Origin of the sequence: Enterococcus sp. VV15 (assembly GCF_005236045.1) — a bacterium.
Lineage (GTDB): Bacteria > Bacillota > Bacilli > Lactobacillales > Enterococcaceae > Enterococcus_B > Enterococcus_B durans.
This window is the reverse complement of the sequence record NZ_QPTY01000030.1, coordinates 1-21,476: the sequence shown is the minus strand read 5'-3', so window position 1 is coordinate 21,476 and position 21,476 is coordinate 1. Positions and strand designations below refer to the sequence as shown.

Here is a 21,476-nt window from a genome sequence, read left to right as displayed (position 1 = left end):
CTATGCTATGATTAAGTTAGATAAAAGGAGCTGATAATTATGAAAACATCAACAAAAGTAACGATCGGATTAACTGTCGCAGCTGCTGCTAGTGTGGCAACTACTGTTATTGTTTCAGGTAAAGTGATTGAAAAGATTCATCATCTAACGACTCGATCAAAGGTAAAAAAATTCGTGAACGATAAATTTGATGGCAATGAAAAATTATTAGATATCGTCGATCATTTATCGGATAACGACTTGGACTCTTTGATGGGGATATTAAAAAAGATCAAATCTGGAAAAAAGAAAATTTCAGTTTATGGTGATTCACTAAAAGGATCAACGGAAGATGTAAAAGATCGTCTGTTGCATTTTATCGATAATATGATGTGAGACACTATCGAGTTAAGCTTAAAAGACTAGTCAACGAGCAAGGAAAAGGAATTTTCCAAAGACCGTTTGACTAGTCTTTTAAGCTTTTTTTATTATTGTCTTCAGACCTAATATGCTGTAATTCGACTGATCAAAGTTGGTTTAGCCTACAGCCATCATCAGGAAGTTTTTATGGTCTAGTTCATACATTATAAATTTTGTTAGGAGGCAGCATCCGTGATTTCCCTTAACGTTTGAGCCAACTGGTGGACTTGGTCAAGCGTTGTCGCTGAACTGAATGAGACTCGAAAAAAGTGATCTGCTTGATTTTTGTCCAGTCCTAATGCGGCTAAGCTGGGATCGACTAACTCACGACTGTTGCAAGCCGCAGTCGTCGATAATGCGAAATCTCTTTCTGCCATCGCCGTCACAAGATCGCTGGCGCCAAGTGAGGGGGAAAATAATCCGAGGATTCCCGGAAAATCTCCCGCAAGGAACTTCCAATCAGGCAAATCATTTACTAAAGCCTGTTGAAGCCTCCGAAAATAAGTCAGATTTTGCGACATTTCCTTAAAAGCCTCACTAGCCGCCTGAGTAAAAGCTGCAATGGCCGGCAAATCTTGCGTCCCACCACGAAAACCGTGTTCCTGCGTCGTTCCAGGACTGAGGGGGCGAAAAGCGACTGTTGAATCAAGATACAGTAAGCCACAGCCTTTGGGACCAGCGAGCTTATGACTGGCGGCACTAAAAGAGCTGATACCTTTTGGTAAAGGTTGTTTACCAAAACTCTGGACACAATCGCAGTGAAACAGGATTTTGTGTTGGCGAGCTATCTTGGCCAAGGCATCAATCGGTTGTTGGATTCCAGTCACCGAATTGAGTTGTTGGATAACCACCAGTCCTGTCTGATCTGTTAGTGCTTCAGCGAAAACAGCCGGTGAAATTTTTCCTTGTTGATCAAGGGGAAGTTTTTTTACCCGAATCGTTGGATCAGCGGCCAAAGCATAAAGTAATGAGGGATGTTCAATCGGGCTGACCAACACTTTCCGTCTTTCTTTTGGAAGTAGTTTTAAACTCAAAGCTAAAGCCAATTGATTACTTTCGGTTCCGCCACTGGTGAAAATCAAACTTTCGGCTGGTTTCTCAACCAGTTCACTAAAGACTTGCCGGCAATAGCTCAATAATTGTTGAGTAGCCTGTCCAATGGGGTGGTTGCTGGAGGGATTCCCATAATATTTTTCCGATGTTTCAAGGTAAACTTTTAATGCGATCGCTGACATAGGTGTAGTCGCCGCATAATCAAAATAGTTCATGGAAACTCCTTTCTAAACTGTCTTGACATGTATGGTAGAATAGGTGCATATTATTGTCAAGACACAAACATATTGGGGATCGATTTAAGATGAAAACAAAAACAGTAATTATTGTTGGTGGAGGGCTGGCCGGTAGTTTGACGGCCACTAGCTTACAGGAGCAATGTAAAGTGACATTGTTTACCAAAAAAAAATTGACCGATTGCAATTCGATGCTAGCACAAGGAGGAATTGCTGTTTCTATGTCACCAGATGATAATTGGCGGGCCCACTATCAAGATACTCTCAAAGCCGGTGTTTTTCATAATGATCCGGTGGCAACGAGCCTATTAGTCAAAAATGGGGTCACAGCGATCGAGAAGATGATTCAACAAGGAATGGCTTTTGATCAAGATGAGCAAGGAAATTGGCAATTTGGTTTGGAAGGAGCCCATAGTTTTCCTCGAATTTTACATTGTCATGGAGATCAGACCGGTAAATATCTGACCTGCTTTGTCCATGAACATTTGGCGCAAGTGGAAATCAAAGAAAATCAGCCGGTGACTCGTTTGCTCTTAGGGGAGGGACGCTGTATCGGGGTGGAATATCTAAGTGAAATCCGAGAACCTACACAACTTTATGGGGATGCTGTCATTTTAGCAACTGGTGGCATCGGCGGGTTGTATCCTTTGACCACTAATGACGAAACCATCACCGGCGATGAAGCGGCTTTAGCTATCCGAGCGGGAGTAAGCTTAGCGGATATGGAATTTGTCCAATTTCATCCGACATTGTTAACCCAGGATGGAAAATGTTACGGCTTGATTTCCGAAGCTGTCCGGGGAGCGGGAGCCCATTTAGTTGATGAGTATGGTCGCCTAGTGATGAAGGAGGTCCATCCAATGCAAGACCTAGCTCCACGCGACATCGTGGCACGGGCATTGACCGCAGAATATCAAGCCGGTCATCAAATTTTCTTGGATCTGAGGGAAGTACAAGATTTTGAAACACATTTCCCCCAGATTACCCAATTAATCGATCGCCATAAAATTTCATTTCGGCAAAACAATTTGATCTCGGTTCGACCAGGGGCACATTTTATGATGGGGGGAATTGCTACGGATCAAACTGGTGCTACTAGCTTGCCAGGATTGTATGCAGTCGGAGAGGCCGCTTGTACCGGAGTTCATGGCGCGAATCGCTTAGCCAGTAATTCCTTATTGGAGTGCGTTGTCTTTAGTCACCAAGTAGCCCAAGGGATTGTGGCTTTACCCGACGAAACAAAAGCGACAACACCTATTTCTCAAAAGCTAGCCGATAAATTTACTTTACCGGATAAAGCAGCTTTGCAAACTCGGGCTTGGGCAGCGCTGGGAATCCAACGAAGTCCAACAGAAATCGAGGAATTTTTAACTTGGCTGGCCCAGTTTGATTTTCAATCTTTACCAGCTCACTATAGTTTAACTGAATTAGAAACAGCAAATTTGTGTTTAGTGGCTGAAGCAATTGCTCAAGCAGCCTTGGCACGCAAAGAAAATTTAGGAGCCCATGCTTGGAGGAAAAATTAAGATGAATCAGATTGCAGTAAAAGACGCATTACACTTATTTCTCAATGAAGATCTCGGTTTTGGTGATCTTTCCAGTGAAACAATCTTTCCCGTCGAAGCTCAAGGGGAAGGAACCTTTCTTCTAAAGGCTGATGGAGTGGTCTGTGGTTTATTCATTGCCCCGTTAGTCTATGAATTATTAGGAGGACAGGTGGAATTTACGCTGCTAGTGGCAGAAGGAAGTTATCAATCGGCAGGAACTATTTTGGCAAAAGTCACTGGGCCGATTCGCACACTGTTAACCGGAGAACGGACAATCTTGAATCTATGGCAGCGAATGGGAGGAATTGCCACCGCGACTAGGATTGCTTGCGAGCGTCTCGCTGACCCAAGTATCAAAATCTGCGACACCCGCAAGACGGCGCCAGGGCTGCGATTGTTTGACAAGTATGCGGTGACACAAGGTGGTGGGTTTAATCATCGTTTTGGTTTAGACGACGGGGTGATGTTAAAGGATAATCATATCTCCTTTGCCGGCGGGATATCAACCGCTGTTAAAAAAGCCCGCCAACAATTAGGCCACATGGTAAAAATCGAAGTGGAAGTGGAAACAAAAGAAGAATTGCAGGCAGCGATTGAGGCTCAGGTGGATGTGATTATGTTCGATAACCGTACGCTCACTGAAGTCAAGGAATTTCAGCAGCTGGTTCCCGACGGTATCACCACTGAAATTTCTGGTGGGATTACATTAGAAAATATCGCGCACTATCAAGGAACGGGGGCAGATTGTATTTCTCTAGGCTTTCTGACCCACTCAGTACCAGCTTTAGATATCAGTTTTAATAGTAAGGAAGGAGTAAAAGGATGAGCATTTTGACAGAATTTCAAGGTCAACGCATTACGCAGGGGTATTTTGATGCTTCAGCAAGTCAGCTAACAGAAAAAATTCTGGCAGCCAAAAAACAATTAGGTTCGCGGCTATTAATCTTGGCTCATCACTATCAAAAAGATGAGATTGTGGCCTTGGCCGATGAGGTAGGGGACTCTTTACAATTGGCTCAGCTTGCCGCCAAAAATAAAACGGCGGAATATATTGTTTTTTGTGGCGTCCATTTTATGGCGGAAACAGCTGATATGTTGACAGAAGACAATCAGCAAGTAATCTTGCCAGATTTGACTGCGGGTTGCACGATGGCAGATATGGCGGATCGTTATCAACTACAGACCGCTTGGGAGCAGCTACAGGAGAAATATCCTGCTGAAATTTTACCGATTACCTATATTAATTCGACTGCCGCCGTGAAAGCTTTTGTTGGGGAACACCGGGGAGTTACCGTAACTTCCAGTAATGCGACCCAGGTGTTGAAATGGGCATTCAAGCAGAAGAAACGAATCTTTTTTTTACCGGATCAACATTTAGGCCACAATACAGCTTTTGGCATGGGCATTCCTTTATCAGACATGGCCCTGTGGAATCCTCGTAAAAATGAATTGATTACCTCCGCTGAATCTGACCCAAGAGTGATTCTCTGGGATGGCTGGTGTTCGGTGCACCAACAATTTACCTCAGGTCAGATCAAAGCTTTGAAGCAAGCTGACCCTGAGATTAACGTAATTGTCCATCCTGAATGTCCCCAGGAGGTAGTGGCGTTGGCCGACGCGTATGGCTCCACCAATAAAATTTTGCAGGTGGTAGCGGCGGCTCCGACGGGTAGTCATTGGGCGATTGGAACTGATAATAATCTTGTTGGTCGAATGAAGGACACCTTAACCGATAAAAAAATCAGTTTTTTGAATCCTCGTTCCTGTGCCTGCTTGACGATGAATCGCATCCGTTTGCCTCATTTAGCTTGGTCTTTGGAACAACTGGTGCACGGTGAAGTCGTCAACCAAATCAAAGTCGATGAAAAAACCACAAAATCAGCTTTAAAAGCCCTTGAACGGATGTTAGCCTTAAGTTGATCAGATGATATTGGTAGTAAGTCAGAATAGTCAAAAAGTTATGCGCTGAGGAAATAGTCTAAATACCTTAGTTCTTAGCTTTTTGTGAGTTTGCGGTAGTTGGTTTTCGGTATTGGACTCAACGCACTTTTTTCGCTGGAGCAACTCATTAGGAACTGCCGTGGCTTGGCATCGTGCCAGAAGAACTAATTCTTCCCAAAATTATCAAGAATTTCTTGGGCGAATTAGCCAAAGAAAACTAAAAAACAGCAATTTGTGAATCAACGTTATGAAGCAGACATTATACTGGTGTTTCATCCAGGGTGTTTTTAAACCGAAATACAGCATAGAAATTTCCATCGACCTTGTTCGTCTGTCCAACGAGGGCTCAAGATGGAGGGGCTAGCGGAAAATTTTAGTTATCCATCGAATATGATTTGATGTTAAATTCCTAAAAGTATTACAAAGAACTTTGTAAAGAAGCAATAGTATGCTGTTTTAATAAAAATAGAAAGGTAGGTTATGTTGATGACAGTATTTTTTACAGAGTCGAAAAGTGCTGAAAGCAATGGCTAATAAAAAGTTAGAAACGGGGATTGGGGCAACGCCCCAAAAATAAAAAGAAGAGATCGAGACAAAAGTCGTTTAGGTTTGAGAAATTGAAGAAAAAAAGGCTGGGACAGAAGTGTTTCTTACTTTTGTCCCACACTCTTATTTAGAGATCAATTTTGCAATAAAATAAGATAGCAAAAAAGGAGATCATTTGCCTCTTTTAAATTGAATCCGGTTTGTTCTTGAAACTTTTCGATTTTATATTTCAACGTGTTTCGATGGAGAAACAACGCTTTAGCGGTAGAACTGATATTTCCTAGATTTCGCCAAAGCTCTAAGATGATTCCTTCCATTTCTGCTTGTTTTAGTATTTCTCGATAGCTATACATCAAGGAACTATTTTTGATTGTTTCTCTTGTGTAATGTTGGAGAGCGATTTCTGACAATGTAGTGGTACGATTGTAGGCACCCAAATGTTGCTTTTCCTGTAAGAAAATCTTTCGCTCTTCAAAAAACAAATCAGGAAGATCTTGTGTAGGTAAATGAAATGTTCCAATGAATGCTTGTGTGGTTATATCAAAGTCAGTATCAAGCGAAAGAAAAATCCCATTAAGTTCGGTAACATCAAGATAGCCCGTTTGTTTTTTTTCAATGATCAGTGCATCTGTCTCAGTATAAAAGAAAAAATCTTCGAGAGAAAAGAACATTTCGCGGATAGTTTCTTGCCACTCTTTTTTGAGAAAGCCAGTTCTAGGTGTGACGTGTAATTGAATGATACGGTAACTGTTATCTAGAGAAATAGGCTTGTTTTCAAAGAGAAACTGATACCATACATGAGTAGCTGCGTTAATCGTATTAGGGAATAGCGCTTCCAAAAGATTCAATTCCTGAGAAGACAAAGAGTTTTTTTCAATCCATAAGAACTCATTTTCTATCAACAAAGAAAGAATCTTTTCATCAGAAGCGGGATGTTTCTTTCTTTGCGCATTGGGATAAAGTTCAATCAGTTTGGTCATATTCATGGGATTCACCTCTCCTATAGTTTACCATAAGAAAAAAAGCTAGTTACAACCTTTTTGACATGTGCTACAGTTAAACAAGAAATAAAAAGCAGAGGAATTTTAAAAGTGGACGAACAAAAAGTGCAAGAAAAAGAACATTGGATGCGTTTGGCTATAGAAGAAGCGAAGAAAGCACATGACTTAGAAGAAGTGCCGATCGGGGCAATCGTTGTACTAGACAACGAGATTATCGGGCGAGGATACAACTTACGAGAAACAACACAGGATGCTACGACTCATGCAGAAATGATTGCTATCAGAGAAGCGTGTCAAAAGATCGGAAGTTGGAGATTAGAAGAAGCACAGCTATATGTCACCTTAGAACCTTGTCCGATGTGCAGTGGGGCAATGATTCTTTCACGTGTAAAAGAAGTTTATTTTGGTGCATTTGATCCAAAAGGTGGTACTGCGGGTACATTGATGAACCTTCTTGAAGACGAATGTTTTAACCATCAAGCTTTTGTCGAAGGCGGTATTTTAGAAGAAGACTGCGGGAAACTCTTATCAGATTTTTTCCGGGAACTTCGTGCAAGAAAAAAGAAAGCAAAAAAGTCTGGTCAAATTAATGAAAATGGGTTATAATAATCTTTGCCGAAAGGCTAGGACAATGGTGGGCTTGTGAAGCGTGTCAGATCTGGAAGGAAGCAGCACTAAGCAGGTGCCGCCATGTGTCTGATTGAATAGATTGATCGTAATCGTGATAAATCAGTTGATTTATCCGCATTTTTTTAACAGTTTATCTGTGTTTTTTTCTCTTTGTCAAATAGGACGGATAGAGTGATAGAAGGACATCTAAGGTGGAATTTATTTTCTACTTTAGATGTTTTTTCTATTGAATAAGTGATTCGATTGTTTAGTAGGGAAATTCTTTTTTTCATTTTACGAAAGCTTTTAAAACTACAAACGATTCGTTTCGAGGCGTTGATACGGAGATACAGATTTTCTATTTTAGCATTTGAGACAGACAACTCTAAATCTAAGTGAATGTCTTATATCATTCAACTAAAGTGTTAGGCCTATGATAAAGCTAATCTTGTTAGACACTTATCGGATTAAGTAGCTACAAAAAGTTGAACTGACACCTTATAAGCTAATATAGTTCGTTTACGTGACTTAATTAAATAACGAAAAAAGTGATCAATAGCCTGTGTGTTTTTTTGATTTTTATGGGATAATAGAAATATAAAAAAATATTATAGGAGCTGAAAATCGATGTTTGATTCGCAAAAGGTGAAGGATTTAAATGAGTTGGAGTTGATCGTATATACCTTTATTGTCGAAAACATGGAACATGTAGGTGGAATGACGATCCGCGATCTTTCTAATAGCTGTCATGTGTCGACTTCTACTATTTTGCGCTGTTTAACTAAGCTCGGCTATTCTGGCTATACGGAATTCAAATATGCGTTGAAGGAAAATCTTTCACGCCAAGGCCAATCCTTTGAAGCCTTTTACGATGCGAACGTCCATGTGAATACTTTTTTGAAAAAGGTAAACAACGAAAGCTACCATACAGTGATCGATCCCGCGATTTATCTGATTGTTGGCAGTAAGCACCTTGTTTTTTCTGGAATCGGAACCAGCGGAACTTTGGGCACATACGGGGCGCGCTACTTTTCAAATATGCTATTTAACGCATATGCCATTACCGATCCCTTTGTCCCGGTTCCGACGAGAGGATTAGAAACGACACTATTGATCGCTTTGTCTGTCTCAGGTGAAACGATCGAGATCATCAAGCAAATTGAAAATTTCAAACGCTATGGAGCAAAAATACTGAGCATCACTAATGATCAGCATTCAACGATTGCTCAAATGGCCGACCTCAATATCTCCTATTACATGCCAGAGATCACAGGTCCCGACCCTAGTGAAGAATTTATTAATCTCACAACTCAAGTCCCAGTTATTGCACTTTTAGAGATTTTAGCACAACAAGCTTATCAGCGAGAAAATAATGCTAAAGACTGATTAAAATAGCCTTTAGCATTATTTTTTTGCGAGTTATACTTTTAGCAGTTTATTTATTAGAGAACATACTCGATCCATTCTTTACTAGAAAAAACGGCGTGTTTACTGGAATCGTATGCGTACGAAAATAATTTCATTTTTATGGGATTTGAAAAATGAATTCATCTGAAATGAGCTAGCTACCAGTTACGTGTTATATCTTTTTTATAGTCCATTACCACAACATATTGTGATTAAAAAATGAATGAATCGCTCAAAAAAAAAAAAACAAATTAAGCTTAAAAAAGGTTCAATTTGTTTTTTTGTTTGGAACATGTTTCTGCCTGTTCCAGAAGTATTCCATTCGATGGATTCATCGCTTATGATAAACTTGTAAACGGATACAAAGCGAATGGCCATCGCAGCAAAAAAATATGATTAAGGAGAATCATTTATGAATAACTTTATCAACGAGAAATTATTGCCGCCTATTTTAAAATTTGTAAATACTAAAGCGATTACTGCCCTGCGTAATGGGATGCTATACACTATGCCATTTACAATCATCGGTTCGATTTTCTTACTTTTAGCAAACTTCCCGATTCCTGCAGTTGCTGACTGGGTAACTAGTAGCGGCTTAGCTGTTTACTTCAATGAAGCTTTTGGTGCATCATTTGGTATTATGTCAATTTTCGCCGTAATGGGCATTGCGAATTCATATGTAAAAGAAGAAGGCTTCGAAGGTTTGCCAGCAGGGATGATCGCGTTAGTTATCTTCTTGCTTACACAACACTCAAGTGCAACGAATGAAGAAACAAATGCTGTTGTAACGAACGTTATCGACAAAACTTGGACTGGTGGTCAAGGGATGATCAGTGCCATCATCGTCGGGTTATTCGTCGGTTGGGCATACTCTTGGTTCTTGAAACGCGACATCCGTATCAAATTACCAGAACAAGTACCAGCAAACGTAGCGAACTCATTTACTGCATTGATTCCAGCGGCAGTAATCACCACGGTAGCATTAGTTGTCTATGTAATCTTTGATAAAGTATTCAATACAACCGTTGTAGAAGCCATTTACAAGCTAATCCAAGCACCGATGCAAGGGGTTACAGATACCTTCGGCGGTGCGATGATGTTAGGTTTCTTGGTTCCATTCTTATGGTTCTTCGGTGTTCACGGTTCAACTTTGGTCAGCGGGATCATGGGTCCAATCTTGACAGCGAATTCATTAGAAAACACAGCAATCTTGAACTCTGGTAAAGAATTGACCATCGCGAATGGCGGTCATATCGTAACACAACAATTCTTGGATCAATTTATGACAGTAACCGGTGCAGGGATGACGATCGGGATCTTAATGTTCATGGTCATGTTCGCTCGTTCGGCTCAGTTTAAACAATTAGGACGCTTGGCATTATTACCGGCGATTTTCAATATCAATGAACCGATTCTCTTTGCGACACCGATCGTAATGAACCCGATCATGGCATTGCCATTTATCTTAACACCAATGGTTTCAGGTGTGATCACCTACTTTGCCCTGTATTCTGGTCTGGTTCCGTTGTTCACAGCGGTCGTAGTACCTTGGACAACACCGCCAATCATTTCAGGCTTCTTAATTGGCGGCTTCAGAACAGCTCTTTTACAGGCAATTGTTTTAGTAGTAGGTTTCTTCATTTATCTGCCATTCGTTCGTAAAGTGGATTCATTGAACTACTTGCAAGAACAAGGTGAAAGTATGGATCAAATCGAAAAAGATTTAGCAAATGAAAATATAAAAGCTGAAGGAAACGCAACAGCTTAAATTGAAGAGGTAAACAAATGAGTATTTTTAAAGAGAACTTTTTATGGGGTGGCGCAGTTGCCGCCCATCAACTAGAGGGCGGTTGGCAATACGGCGGAAAAGGAGTCAGTGTGGCGGATGTGATGACTGTCGGCGCTCATGGCGTTCCACGTCGGATTACCGACGGAGTTTTAGAGGGCGAAAATTATCCCAACCATGAAGCGATCGATTTTTATGGACGCTATAAAGAAGATGTGAAATTGTTCGCGGAGCTTGGGTTGAAATGCTTCCGTACATCAATCGCTTGGACACGGATTTTTCCTAAGGGGGATGAAACGGAACCAAATGAAGCAGGGCTGCAATTTTATGATGCTCTTTTTGATGAATGTCTAAAATATGGGATCGAACCAGTGATTACGTTGTCGCATTTTGAAATGCCTTATCACTTAGTTACCGAATATGGAGGTTGGAAAAATCGCAAGATGATTGATTTTTTCGCTCGTTTTGCTGAAATATGTTTCACTCGCTACAAGGATAAAGTCAAATACTGGATGACCTTTAATGAAATCAACAACCAAGCCAACTATAAAGAAGATTTTGCACCATTTACCAATTCTGGTTTGAGGTTTGAAGCAGGCGATGATCGCGAGAAGATCATGTATCAAGCCGCTCATTATGAATTAGTTGCCAGTGCAAAAGCGATCGAAATCGGACATAAGATCAATTCTGATTTTGAGATTGGCTGTATGATCGCCATGGTTCCGATCTATCCCTATTCCTGCAGTCCATCTGATATGATGGCAGCTACCGTGGCGATGCAACGACGCTACTGGTTCACGGATGTTCATTGTAAAGGCCGTTACCCAAGCTATATGAAAGCCTACTTCGACCGTAAGCAATTCAACCTGGATATCACGGCTGAAGATGAAGCACAATTAACGAAAGGAACCGTTGATTATATCGGCTTTAGTTATTACATGTCATTTGCAGTCAAGGATCACGATAAAGGCCCCGCGTTTGATTATGATGAAGCCAATGATTTAGTGGAAAACCCTTATGTAAAAGCTTCTGATTGGGGGTGGCAGATCGATCCGACTGGTTTGCGCTATGCCATGAATTGGTTCAATGATCGCTATGAATTACCATTGTTCATCGTAGAAAATGGGTTCGGTGCCATCGATGAAATCGCTGATGACGGTGAGATCCATGATGAATACCGGATCGATTACTTACGTGAACACATCGAAGCGATGCAGGAAGCGGTTATCTATGATGGCATTGATTTGATAGGATATACGCCATGGGGCTTTATCGATTTAGTCTCGGCCGGAACCGGCGAAATGAAGAAACGTTACGGTTTTATCTACGTTGATAAAGACAATGAGGGTGCAGGGACACTGGATCGCAGTAAGAAAGATTCTTTCCACTGGTTCCAAAAAGTGATCGCAAGTAATGGAGATAAGTTATAGGATATTTCATTTGAAATAGGAGGAAAATCAGAATGAGTGAAAAAACTATTATGTTAGTTTGTAACGCTGGGATGAGTACCAGCATGTTAGTGACAAAAATGCAAAAAGCAGCGGAAACACAAGGACTTGATGTGGAGATCTTTGCGACCGCAGCCGCGGATGCTACCAATCAATTAGAACAAAAAAAAATCAACACGGTCTTATTAGGACCGCAAGTTCGTTTCATGCAGAAGCAATTTGAAGCAAAATTAGAACCATTAGGGATTCCTGTTGATGTCATCGACATGACGGATTATGGCATGATGAATGGTGAAAAAGTTCTTGGTCAAGCAGTAGCAATGATCAATGGCTAGTTATTAGAAATAAAAATAGTAGCTATTGTTCAAATGGTTGAAAGAGTTGCCACATTTGTTGGACCAGCTCTTTTTTTGTGCGTTTCGAATTAAATGATAAATGATAAATGAAAAAAGAGACTTGGTTAAGTGAATCCCTTCAAAGTGAACATTCAAATCCCCTATGGTATTATTAAATAAAGCGAGGCGAATAAATAAAATGGAAAATATAGTTCTTTTACATACCAATGACTTACATTCACATTTAGAAAATTGGCCAAAAATCAGACGGTTCATCGATCAAAAAAAGCGAGAAAATGAAAAGAAAGGGATAACGACGATCACAGTTGATCTCGGTGACTTTACTGACCGTTGGCATCCATTATCAGAAGCAACAAATGGTCAAGCAAATGTTGAACTGATGAATGAAGTAGGTTATGATGCGGCGACGATAGGAAACAATGAAGGTGTGGGAAATGCTAAGAAAGAATTGAATCATCTATATGATCAAGCGAACTTTGATATTTTGTTAGATAATTTATTTGATAAAAATACGTTACAGCCACCAAAATGGGCGAAACGCTTCAAAGTGATCGAAACGCCGGAGCATACCAAAATCGGATTGATTGCATTTACTGCACCTTTTCCTCTGACTTATAGTCCGAATGGTTGGGATATCCGTAATCCCTATGACATCTTGCCAGAACTTGTTGAAGAGTTACGATCAACTGTGGACGTTTTGGTTTTGATGAGTCATTTAGGGATTCAAGACGATAGTCAAATTGCGATGGAGTTACCTGCTATTGATGTTATCTTAGGATCACATACCCATCATTTATTTAAAGAGGGGCGAGTAATCAATACTGTTCAACTGGCTGCGGCAGGCAAATATGGACAATATGTTGGTGAAGTACATTTAACGATTGATGAAGAGAAAAAGATCATTGCTCATTCTGCTAAAGCGATACCTACTGATTCAATGACGTCTTTTGCCGAAGATGAACAAGAAATCGAGGAATATTTGAACAGAGGCCATCAGTTGTTAGCAGAGAAAAAAGTGGCAGAAATCCCTTTTGAATTATCACTAGATATCTATGACGAATATTCGTTTATCCATGAAGCACTAGAAGCAATTAAATATAGAGGGGAAACGGAGGGTGCTATCTTAAACAGTGGGTTGTTTTTAACCAGTATCCCAGAGGGCATCGTAGACCAAGATCAGCTCCACACGGCATTACCTCATCCAATGCATCTGTTGAATGTTACGCTCAAAGGAAGTGATTTGATACGTTTAGTATTAGAAATTGAAAAAAATCGAGCTTTTTTACGAAATTTTCCTATGAAAGGAATGGGATTTCGAGGTAAGATATTTGGTCAGATCGTTTATAGCGGTATTTCATATGATGCGATAAATCATCAAGTCTATTGGCTGAATAAACCAATAGACTTGGAAAAAAAGTACACGTTTACTACGGTTGATCATTTCATGTTCATTCCTTTTTTCCCAACAATTGAAATTGCAGGAGAAAATGAGTTCTTATTTCCAGAATTTATTCGAAGTGTCGTAGGCAATTACCTAAATGCTTACTATCCAATAAAATAAAAACAAGGTATAATGTGAAAGATAGGTGGTGAAAGCATGTCGGCTAAACAAAAAAAGCAACAAAACATTGAATCCGAAAGAAAAGAAAAAAACATAACAGAAACTAGTGAAGATAAGACTGTGACAGAAGAGATTACAGCAGTCATAGAAGAAATCATTGAGGAACCAAAACCAGAAAAAGTAAAAGGAGAAATAATTACTTTTTTAGATGAAACCAATTTTTTGATTGGCGAAAGACAGTATCGACTTGTAACGAATTATCGTGAAGGGTTTGATTCTGAAAAATTAGGTGAAAGATACAGTGATGTATTATCTAGGTATGATTATATCGTTGGTGACTGGGGCTATGAACAGTTAAGATTAAAAGGTTTTTTCCGTGAAGACAATAGGCGTGCTCATCCAGAACAACGAATTGACTCTTTAGAAGATTATTTGTATGAATATTGCAATTTTGGTTGTGCTTATTTTGTGATCGAGCGAATCGGTGGCAAAAAAGAAAAAAGTACACAACGTCGCAGGAAAAAGAAAAACCAAGGTCGGGCGTATATTGATGAGAAGAAAGTACCCGTAGCTTCAAATCACAAAAAACCGGTCATCAAAAAAAGAAATACAAACCAAACAAACAAAGAAACAGTAAAACCAAAAGTGAATACAGCAAAACCAAAATCAAATACGAACTTTACGATAAGACAAAGGGAAGAGTAGTGAAGAGATGAGTTATAAAGGATACTTGATTGATTTAGATGGAACAATTTATCGCGGAACAGAGCCAATCCCAGCAGGTAAACGTTTTGTGGAAGAGTTGCAAAAAAGAAACTTACCGTTTATTTTTGTGACCAATAATACAACTAAGAGCCCAGAAACAGTCGCAAACCGATTAGCAAATGAATTTGATATCCACGTTGAACCAAAAACTGTTTATACAGCTACACTTGCGACAATCGATTATATGAAAGCTGACAATAAGGGCAATAAAGTATATGTGATCGGCGAAGCTGGTCTGATCGATTTGATTTTAGAAGCAGGTTTCGAGTGGGAGGAAGCAGATCCGGATTACGTTGTTGTTGGTCTAGATAATTATTTAACTTATGAGAAGGTTGTGAAAGCAACTTTAGCTATTCAAAAGGGTGCGACTTTTATTGGAACGAATCCAGATAAAAATATCCCAACAGAACGAGGATTGCTACCGGGAGCTGGTTCTGTGATCTCTTTTGTTGAAACAGCTACACAGACACCACCCATTTACATTGGCAAACCTGAAGCAGTCATCATGGATAAAGCAGTGGAGCAGTTGGGGCTGAAAAAAGAAGAAGTAGTCATGGTTGGGGATAATTATGAAACAGATATTCAAGCAGGTATCCGTAATGGTATCGATACGCTATTAGTGTTATCTGGTTTTACGAAGAAAGAAGATATTCCTAATTTACCGATTCCGGCTACGCATGTCTTGGATTTTTTAGACGACTGGAGTTTCTAATATGAAAAATAAGAGATGGATCTGGGGTGAATATGCTGGAATAATCAGCTTGTTCCTCCTGTTGATCAGTTTAGCTATTGCTATAACCATCAACTTTCGCCCGTTGTATGTGTTTGATATCGATCATTTGAATATCCTAAGATATACAACGCTTGATCAGGATACATTGTTAAAGAACTTTGATCATTTGATGGGGTATTTGAATAATCCGTTTGAAAAAGGATTAAGATTACCTGATTTTCCAGTATCAGCAAGTGGTGCGCATCACTTTTTCGAAGTCAAACGGCTTTTTCTGATCGATTATCTTGTATTGGCCGTTACGTTGATTCCTAGTGTTTATTTTCTTGTTTACTTGAAGAAAAATAAACGATTTTGGCGTTTGATCCGCCCATTCCAGATTGGCATGTTCATACCGATCGTATTAGGTTTTTTCATGGCGATAGGATTCGATCGTTTCTTCATTCTTTTTCATGAAACCATTTTTAATAATGAAGACTGGTTATTCAATCCAGCTACTGATCCAATCATCAATGTATTGCCAGAACAGTTTTTTATGCATAGTTTTATTTTGTTTTTTGTTTTAATTGAACTGTTTTTTGCATTGTTCATTTTTATTGGAAAAAGAGAATTAAAAAAAGAAAAATAAAAAGGAAGGACTCACACAACGTATAGACGTTAGCAGAGTTCCTTCCTTTTTTACGATCAAGTTTCAGCTTTCATTGACTTCTTATAGATTTATATTACTGAGTTAATCGGCTCCGCTTTTCTGGTTCTTGATGCGCGAGACGACTAGCAGCAGAAGCAGCAATCGCTCCCACGATATCATCTAAAAATGTATGCACGTTTTTTCCATCATGACTGTTTAATTTTTTTAAGATGCCAGGTTTTACTTTGTCAATGTAGCCATAGTTCGTAAAGCCAATCGTTCCGTAGACATTCACGATCGATAACGCTAATATTTCATCTATCCCATACAGTCCTTCATCATCTTCAATAATATGTTGTAAAGGAGCCATCAATTTGTTTTCTTCAGCTAAGATATCCAATTGCACACCTGTGATGATCGCGTTATGCACTTCCCGTTTCGTTAAAACAGCATTGATACTTTCGATGCAATCCGCCAAAGTAAGATCAGAGATATAATCTTTTTGTAAAAACATCACTAATTCTGCAATGTCAGCTGTTTCTACGCCACGCTCTTTCAATAGATCCCGTGCTTTTTCTTCTAAAGTTTCAGTTTTTATAACCATGTGTTCCTCCTTTTTTACCATTTCCTATCAAGTTAATGGTAGCTCATTGGGATGAAAAAGTAAAAAATGATCATTTGAGATAACCCTGCCAGCTTGTACTTATATCATCTGAAAAATAGTTATTTTCTTCGCATCGTGTTGTCGTATAGACTTGTACTATGCCCAGGTTGTGCTCGATCTTTAGGATTGATGAAATGTAGCGCATTATTAACAGCAGTTGGAGCTTCACCAAAACCAGTCGCAATCAACTTTACTTTCCCATCGTAAGAGCAGATATCTCCCGCCGCATAGATACCGGGAACAGAAGTAGACATATCGGAATTTACAGCAATAGCATTTCTTGAGCTTTCGAGCCCCCACGTAGCGAGATGTTCGAGATTCGATGTAAATCCGTAATTAACAATTAAGGAATCAACCATCAAATCGATTGTTTCTTCACTTTTGACCATCTGCAAACGGATATCTGTTAATTCACCATTTTCGCCAGATAAACTCTCGATAAGATAGGGAGTCAATAGATTGACAGAAGAAGACTTTAATAGGTTCACACTATGTTCATGGCCTCTGAATTCTGAACGCCGATGGATCAAATAAACTTCACTTGCGATGGGTTCAAGCATCAAAGCCCAGTCAATTGCGGAGTCGCCGCCACCAGCAATTGCGACTTTTTTTCCTGCATATTTCATCAAATCATTTACAAAATAATCAATGCCATGGTTTTCGTAAGTGGTTGCATCAGGTAAATTCAATTTTCTAGGTTGAAAAGAGCCATTCCCCAAAGTTAAAATTGCTGCTTTAGAATAATGGATTCCTTTTGTTGTAGTAATTTCAATGATATCTTCATCCTTTGAGATTGAAAGAACTTCTTCATTTAATTGAAAGGTATGATTGAACGTTGTCAATTGCTTTTCAAGATTTCCTACCAGTTCACTCGCTTTGATTGCCGGGTACCCAGGAATGTCATAGATATATTTTTCAGGGTAAAGTGTCGATAATTGCCCTCCTAATTGAGGTAAACTATCAATAATCTTTGTTTTCGCTTGCCGCATACCTGCGTAGAAGGCTGCAAACATACCTACTGGACCAGCACCAATAATTGTAATATCGTAGATTTCCATAAAATGATTCCTCCCCATAGACACACTATAGCAGAATTTAATTGAGAATTCTTCTCCAATAGGTTAACAGTTAAAAATAAATGAATTTGAAAAAAAGCAATAAGAATTTTTCTCACTTATTGCGAGAATTGTTCGTTCAGTTAGAGATGTGATATTTACGAATACTAGTGCTTCTAGTATGATACTTGTTTCGAGGATAAGACCCGCTTATAAGCAAATAGATAAGTATCCGCATTTCAGAAAAAGATATATAATCGTTTTAAACTATGGAACCTAGTCTTTTGATTTTTCTTGTGTTTCATTTAACAGTGACTAGATAGAATATGTTATTATTGCATTTGTAGTAATAAACATTAGGAGGAAAATACTATGGCATTCCCACAATTGAATCTAGCAAATGAGAAGGGTCCAAAAGCAGTTATTAAAACAAATCGAGGAGAAATCACGGTACAATTATTTCCTGAATTAGCGCCAAAAACTGTCAAAAACTTTATCGAATTAGCTAAAAAAGGATACTATGACGGTGTAATCTTCCACCGTGTTATTCCAGACTTTATGATCCAAGGTGGCGATCCAACCGGAACAGGCATGGGTGGCGAAAGTATCTATGGTGAAAGTTTCGAGGATGAATTCAGCCGCGAGTTATTCAATCTACGTGGCGCTTTATCTATGGCAAACTCAGGACCAAATACGAACGGTAGTCAATTCTTTATCGTAAATAATGAAAATGTACCTGCAAATATGCTTGGTCAATTAGAAGGGGCAGGTTTCCCTGCTGAAATCATCGAAGCGTATAAAAAAGGTGGTACACCTTGGCTTGATTTCCGTCATACTGTTTTTGGACATGTCGTTGACGGCATGAATACAGTGGATGAAATCGCAAATGCGCAACGTGGCCTACAAGATCGACCTGTTCACGATGTTGTAATTGAAACAATTGAGATTTCAGAATAAGAATAAAAGAGCGTGGGACAAAAGTAAGAAACACTTTTGTCTCATTCTTTAAAAACGAATAAACGGTGGGAGCAGAAGCAACTCCTTCTGTCCCAACCTCTTTTTATTAGGCGAATGTTTTTTTGATTCGTTCCAATCCATCCAACAACACTTCTTTAGGGCATGCAAGATTTAAACGCATATGCGAGTGGCCAGCAGGTCCAAAAGTAATTCCAGGATTCAATACTACTTTTCCTTTTGTTACCAGTAACTGTTCTAGAGCTTGATCGTCCTCTTCATAAGCAGAAAAATCCAACCACATCAAATATGTTCCTTCAGGTATCATCACGCGTACTCCAGGCAAGTTTTCTTTGAAATAATCTTGGACTAATTCTGCATTGTTTTTTAGATAAGGGAGAAGTTTGCTTAGCCAGTCCGAACCAGTATCGTAGCTGCCTTGGTACCGATCAAGCCGAATGTATTCACCTCATGCTGCTGGTTCATCACAAGTTTCTTTTCAAACGCTGCTTTTAACGTTGGATTTTTTATAAATACCATTGAATTTTTGATCGCTGCTAAGTTAAATGTTTTTGTAGCAGAAGTGAAAACGACCAAAGAATCATTTAAAGATTCATCAATAGTAAGCATTGAAGTGAATGTATGAGGAGCAAAAACCAAATCTTGATGGATTTCATCGCTAAAAAGCAGAACATCATGTTTTAAGCAAAGAGCGGCTATTTTAGTCAGTTCTTTTCTCGTCCATACGCGACCGCCGGGGTTATGCGGATTGCAAAGGATCATTACTTTCACGTTTTCGATAATCATTTTTTCTTCCATATCTTCAAAATCCATCATAAATTTATGGTCTTTTTCTATCAATTTACTCCGTACGAGTTGTCGTTGGTTATTTTCCACAATAGATGCAAAGGGTGGATAGACGGGATCGTGGATCAAGATACGATCGCCTTCTTCAGTAAATGTCTGGATAGCAACCGCTAAACTAGCTAATACCCCACTAGTGAAGGTAATATTTTCTTTGGCTAAAGAGACATCGTGCTGCTCTTTCTCCCAATCAATCACAGCTTGATACAATTCGTCGCTGATGATTGAATACCCGAAAAGATCATGTGAAACGTACTTTTCAAATGCCTGTTTTACACTGGTAGGAGACAAAAAGTCCATGTCTGCAACCCATAATGGTAACAGATCGTTCGCATGATAAGTTTGCGCTATCGAATCCCATTTGACGCTTTCCGTATTTCTTCTTGCAATTTTTTTATCAAATTCATTCATTTGATGGCCCCCGTTTTTTGATTCTTCTCAGAACTTCTTTTTTTCTAACATTTACAGTATAATGATAATTGCGAAGAGAGGGAAGTACATGATATATAAAATTGGACAAATAATCAAAGGGAAAATAACTGGAATACAGCCTTATGGCGCATTTGTGTCTTTAGACGAAGAAACGCAAGGGCTGATCCACGTTTCAGAAGTGCAGTCAGGTTATACAAAAAGTATTCATAGCTTGTTAAAAGTCGGTCAACCAGTAACGGTTCAGATCATTGATATTGATGAATATTCAAAAAAAATCAGTTTGTCATTGCGTACATTAGAGAAAAAAAGCCCCGTGATTCCGTATCGAAGAAAGAGATATTTTACAAATAAAAACAAAAAAATTGGGTTTGCGACCATTGCAGAGCAACTTCCTGTCTGGGTAAGTGAAGCTTTGGCGGAATTAGAACAGAAAGAAAATAAGAAATAAAAAGTGTATTTTTTTCTGAAAATGTGCTAGAATTTTTACGTAAGCCATAGAACAAATTGATCGAGGTGGAAATTTTGGCAAGCAAAAGAGTCGCTGGAACAATCATGTTGCATTTGGAGGATGGATCGAAAAAGTTTTTAGTCCATTCAGTTGATGATAAACTGGAGTTTGCGTTAGCAGAACTTTCAGAGGAAAAGACTGGTTTAGCAAACATACTTAGCTTTTTGAAAGAAATTGTTCATATTGATGTTAGTAAGATTGACTTGATGGAGTTGACGAATACACATATTAACCATGAGAATATCCCATTATTTGTTTTTGAAACAGAGCAAAAGAGCCAAAGTGAGAAATTAGGCGAAGGATATCTTTGGGAAGACTCAGGTCAAATGCGTTCTGTTCTTGGAACTTACGAAGTTGAAGGCGTTCCTTTCTTTTGATGTAATAGTTGAAACTAAAGGAAACTTGAATTTATTTCAAGTTTCTTTTTTCTACTTATTTTAGGCTGGATTGGCATGAATGTTAAGTAAATTCTTATTGTTTTCTGGAAATATATCGGATAGTGCCATTGCTTTTGTGTAAAAGACGAATAATTGCTTTTTGAACCGACCATCTGGGATAAAATTAGACTAAAAATTACTATTGACGCTTGCTGTCTTACATGGTAAATTTAACAACGTTGATTTGAGAAAAATGACTTTGATTATTTTCTAAAAGAAACTTTAAAAAAAGTTCTTGACGTGTGGGTGGCCACATGATAAGATAACTAAGTCGTTTTAAAAGAACCTATTGAAAAGCTTGATCTAATCAAGAAAAACTTCAAAAAAGTTCTTGACAAATAACGAGAGATAAGTTATGATATACGAGTTGCTGAAAGATTTCTAAAAACGAAATCGAAAATAACTTTTAAGAAAATAGTTGACATTCACTTGTCACTCTGATATGATGTAAAAGTTGCTACGGCAATTCAAGTAGACCTTTGAAAACTGAACAAAGTAAGACAAACCAAATGTGTAGGGCGTCTTGATTGATTCAAGACAACAAACATT

20 protein-coding genes, 1 other RNA gene and 1 pseudogene are annotated in these 21,476 nt (G+C 39.0%); 17 read left to right on the top strand and 5 right to left on the bottom strand.

The annotated features are described in order from the left end of the window. The first annotated feature begins 39 nt into the window (after positions 1-39). A complete protein-coding gene (locus DVW83_RS10765) occupies positions 40-375 on the top strand; it encodes a hypothetical protein (protein WP_016177727.1) in 336 nt (111 codons plus the stop codon). A 200-nt stretch (positions 376-575) separates the two neighbouring features. On the opposite strand, the gene DVW83_RS10760 is transcribed toward DVW83_RS10765, so the two are convergent. After that, a complete protein-coding gene (locus DVW83_RS10760; RefSeq protein WP_137239364.1) occupies positions 576-1,667 on the bottom strand; it encodes a cysteine desulfurase family protein in 1,092 nt (363 codons plus the stop codon). A gap of 89 nt (positions 1,668-1,756) precedes the next feature. On the opposite strand from DVW83_RS10760, the gene nadB reads away from it, so the two are divergent. From nadB to nadA, 3 genes are read left to right on the top strand one after another with little or no spacing between them, the layout of a single operon-like run. After that, positions 1,757-3,214, top strand: coding sequence for an L-aspartate oxidase (gene nadB / locus DVW83_RS10755; RefSeq protein WP_104660966.1), 1,458 nt, complete (start codon positions 1,757-1,759; stop codon positions 3,212-3,214). Between the two features lies 1 nt (position 3,215). Further along, a complete protein-coding gene (gene nadC / locus DVW83_RS10750; RefSeq protein WP_104660967.1) occupies positions 3,216-4,061 on the top strand; it encodes a carboxylating nicotinate-nucleotide diphosphorylase in 846 nt (281 codons plus the stop codon). After that, a complete protein-coding gene (nadA, locus tag DVW83_RS10745; RefSeq protein ID WP_104660968.1) occupies positions 4,058-5,155 on the top strand; it encodes a quinolinate synthase NadA in 1,098 nt (365 codons plus the stop codon). Before nadC ends, nadA begins: the two co-directional genes overlap by 4 nt. 701 nt (positions 5,156-5,856) lie before the next feature. Here nadA and DVW83_RS10740 read toward each other — a convergent pair. Next, a complete protein-coding gene (locus tag DVW83_RS10740; RefSeq protein ID WP_104660969.1) occupies positions 5,857-6,708 on the bottom strand; it encodes a helix-turn-helix domain-containing protein in 852 nt (283 codons plus the stop codon). A 105-nt stretch (positions 6,709-6,813) separates the two neighbouring features. On the opposite strand from DVW83_RS10740, the gene tadA reads away from it, so the two are divergent. From tadA to DVW83_RS10690, 10 genes are all read left to right on the top strand, one after another. Continuing rightward, positions 6,814-7,329, top strand: a complete 516-nt coding sequence (gene tadA, locus DVW83_RS10735; RefSeq protein ID WP_373412802.1) for a tRNA adenosine(34) deaminase TadA — start codon at positions 6,814-6,816, stop codon at positions 7,327-7,329. 14 nt (positions 7,330-7,343) lie between these two features. Further along, positions 7,344-7,430: signal recognition particle sRNA small type (gene ffs / locus DVW83_RS10730), an RNA gene on the top strand. A 529-nt stretch (positions 7,431-7,959) separates the two neighbouring features. Then, entirely contained in the window at positions 7,960-8,718 is a 759-nt protein-coding gene (locus tag DVW83_RS10725; protein WP_104660970.1) for a MurR/RpiR family transcriptional regulator, read from the top strand. Between the two features lie 433 nt (positions 8,719-9,151). Then, positions 9,152-10,507, top strand: coding sequence for a PTS sugar transporter subunit IIC (locus DVW83_RS10720; RefSeq protein WP_104660971.1), 1,356 nt, complete (start codon positions 9,152-9,154; stop codon positions 10,505-10,507). Positions 10,508-10,524: 17 nt separating this feature from the next. Then, on the top strand, positions 10,525-11,955 hold the full coding sequence (locus DVW83_RS10715) for a 6-phospho-beta-glucosidase (protein WP_104660972.1): 1,431 nt from the start codon (positions 10,525-10,527) through the stop codon (positions 11,953-11,955). A 32-nt stretch (positions 11,956-11,987) separates the two neighbouring features. After that, the gene (locus DVW83_RS10710; protein ID WP_104660973.1) at positions 11,988-12,308 is read left to right on the top strand and encodes a PTS sugar transporter subunit IIB; all 321 of its coding nucleotides are present in this window, start codon (positions 11,988-11,990) and stop codon (positions 12,306-12,308) included. A gap of 199 nt (positions 12,309-12,507) precedes the next feature. Then, positions 12,508-13,890 (top strand): bifunctional metallophosphatase/5'-nucleotidase, encoded by a 1,383-nt coding sequence (locus tag DVW83_RS10705; protein WP_104660974.1) that lies wholly within the window; start codon positions 12,508-12,510, stop codon positions 13,888-13,890. 36 nt (positions 13,891-13,926) lie between these two features. Next, positions 13,927-14,595, top strand: coding sequence for a YutD family protein (locus tag DVW83_RS10700; protein ID WP_104660975.1), 669 nt, complete (start codon positions 13,927-13,929; stop codon positions 14,593-14,595). Positions 14,596-14,602: 7 nt separating this feature from the next. Next, the gene (locus DVW83_RS10695; RefSeq protein WP_104660976.1) at positions 14,603-15,367 is read left to right on the top strand and encodes a TIGR01457 family HAD-type hydrolase; all 765 of its coding nucleotides are present in this window, start codon (positions 14,603-14,605) and stop codon (positions 15,365-15,367) included. 1 nt (position 15,368) lies between these two features. Further along, on the top strand, positions 15,369-16,013 hold the full coding sequence (locus DVW83_RS10690; RefSeq protein WP_123862580.1) for a TIGR01906 family membrane protein: 645 nt from the start codon (positions 15,369-15,371) through the stop codon (positions 16,011-16,013). Positions 16,014-16,107: 94 nt separating this feature from the next. On the opposite strand, the gene DVW83_RS10685 is transcribed toward DVW83_RS10690, so the two are convergent. After that, positions 16,108-16,617, bottom strand: a complete 510-nt coding sequence (locus DVW83_RS10685) for a phosphatidylglycerophosphatase A family protein (RefSeq protein WP_005876714.1) — start codon at positions 16,615-16,617, stop codon at positions 16,108-16,110. Positions 16,618-16,736: 119 nt separating this feature from the next. Then, entirely contained in the window at positions 16,737-17,735 is a 999-nt protein-coding gene (locus tag DVW83_RS10680; RefSeq protein WP_104660978.1) for an NAD(P)/FAD-dependent oxidoreductase, read from the bottom strand. A 369-nt stretch (positions 17,736-18,104) separates the two neighbouring features. Between DVW83_RS10680 and DVW83_RS10675 the strand changes: the two genes are divergently transcribed. Next, positions 18,105-18,689 carry a peptidylprolyl isomerase gene (locus DVW83_RS10675; RefSeq protein ID WP_137239362.1) on the top strand — a complete coding sequence of 195 codons (585 nt, stop codon included), beginning with the start codon at positions 18,105-18,107 and terminating at the stop codon, positions 18,687-18,689. A 106-nt stretch (positions 18,690-18,795) separates the two neighbouring features. Here DVW83_RS10675 and DVW83_RS10670 read toward each other — a convergent pair. Beyond that, positions 18,796-19,961, bottom strand: a pseudogene (locus DVW83_RS10670) (MalY/PatB family protein). Between the two features lie 88 nt (positions 19,962-20,049). Here DVW83_RS10670 and DVW83_RS10665 point away from each other — a divergent pair. Together DVW83_RS10665 and DVW83_RS10660 are read left to right on the top strand one after the other, a co-directional pair. Next, entirely contained in the window at positions 20,050-20,430 is a 381-nt protein-coding gene (locus DVW83_RS10665; RefSeq protein WP_104662074.1) for a CvfD/Ygs/GSP13 family RNA-binding post-transcriptional regulator, read from the top strand. Between the two features lie 74 nt (positions 20,431-20,504). Beyond that, complete coding sequence (locus tag DVW83_RS10660; protein WP_005876724.1) at positions 20,505-20,867, top strand: hypothetical protein; 363 nt, start codon at positions 20,505-20,507, stop codon at positions 20,865-20,867. Positions 20,868-21,476: the final 609 nt, after the last annotated feature.

What these genes read in the sequence shown, in the direction of transcription:
- DVW83_RS10740 (WP_104660969.1), bottom strand. Translation starts at nt 6,708, where the DNA reads ATGAATATGACCAAACTGATTGAACTTTATCCCAATGCGCAAAGAAAG.
- DVW83_RS10685 (WP_005876714.1), bottom strand. Translation starts at nt 16,617, where the DNA reads ATGGTTATAAAAACTGAAACTTTAGAAGAAAAAGCACGGGATCTATTG.
- DVW83_RS10710 (WP_104660973.1), top strand. Translation starts at nt 11,988, where the DNA reads ATGAGTGAAAAAACTATTATGTTAGTTTGTAACGCTGGGATGAGTACC.
- DVW83_RS10695 (WP_104660976.1), top strand. Translation starts at nt 14,603, where the DNA reads ATGAGTTATAAAGGATACTTGATTGATTTAGATGGAACAATTTATCGC.
- DVW83_RS10675 (WP_137239362.1), top strand. Translation starts at nt 18,105, where the DNA reads ATGGCATTCCCACAATTGAATCTAGCAAATGAGAAGGGTCCAAAAGCA.
- DVW83_RS10760 (WP_137239364.1), bottom strand. Translation starts at nt 1,667, where the DNA reads ATGAACTATTTTGATTATGCGGCGACTACACCTATGTCAGCGATCGCA.
- DVW83_RS10700 (WP_104660975.1), top strand. Translation starts at nt 13,927, where the DNA reads ATGTCGGCTAAACAAAAAAAGCAACAAAACATTGAATCCGAAAGAAAA.
- DVW83_RS10680 (WP_104660978.1), bottom strand. Translation starts at nt 17,735, where the DNA reads ATGGAAATCTACGATATTACAATTATTGGTGCTGGTCCAGTAGGTATG.
- DVW83_RS10765 (WP_016177727.1), top strand. Translation starts at nt 40, where the DNA reads ATGAAAACATCAACAAAAGTAACGATCGGATTAACTGTCGCAGCTGCT.
- nadB (WP_104660966.1), top strand. Translation starts at nt 1,757, where the DNA reads ATGAAAACAAAAACAGTAATTATTGTTGGTGGAGGGCTGGCCGGTAGT.
- DVW83_RS10705 (WP_104660974.1), top strand. Translation starts at nt 12,508, where the DNA reads ATGGAAAATATAGTTCTTTTACATACCAATGACTTACATTCACATTTA.
- nadC (WP_104660967.1), top strand. Translation starts at nt 3,216, where the DNA reads ATGAATCAGATTGCAGTAAAAGACGCATTACACTTATTTCTCAATGAA.
- DVW83_RS10725 (WP_104660970.1), top strand. Translation starts at nt 7,960, where the DNA reads ATGTTTGATTCGCAAAAGGTGAAGGATTTAAATGAGTTGGAGTTGATC.
- DVW83_RS10720 (WP_104660971.1), top strand. Translation starts at nt 9,152, where the DNA reads ATGAATAACTTTATCAACGAGAAATTATTGCCGCCTATTTTAAAATTT.
- DVW83_RS10715 (WP_104660972.1), top strand. Translation starts at nt 10,525, where the DNA reads ATGAGTATTTTTAAAGAGAACTTTTTATGGGGTGGCGCAGTTGCCGCC.
- nadA (WP_104660968.1), top strand. Translation starts at nt 4,058, where the DNA reads ATGAGCATTTTGACAGAATTTCAAGGTCAACGCATTACGCAGGGGTAT.
- DVW83_RS10665 (WP_104662074.1), top strand. Translation starts at nt 20,050, where the DNA reads ATGATATATAAAATTGGACAAATAATCAAAGGGAAAATAACTGGAATA.
- DVW83_RS10690 (WP_123862580.1), top strand. Translation starts at nt 15,369, where the DNA reads ATGAAAAATAAGAGATGGATCTGGGGTGAATATGCTGGAATAATCAGC.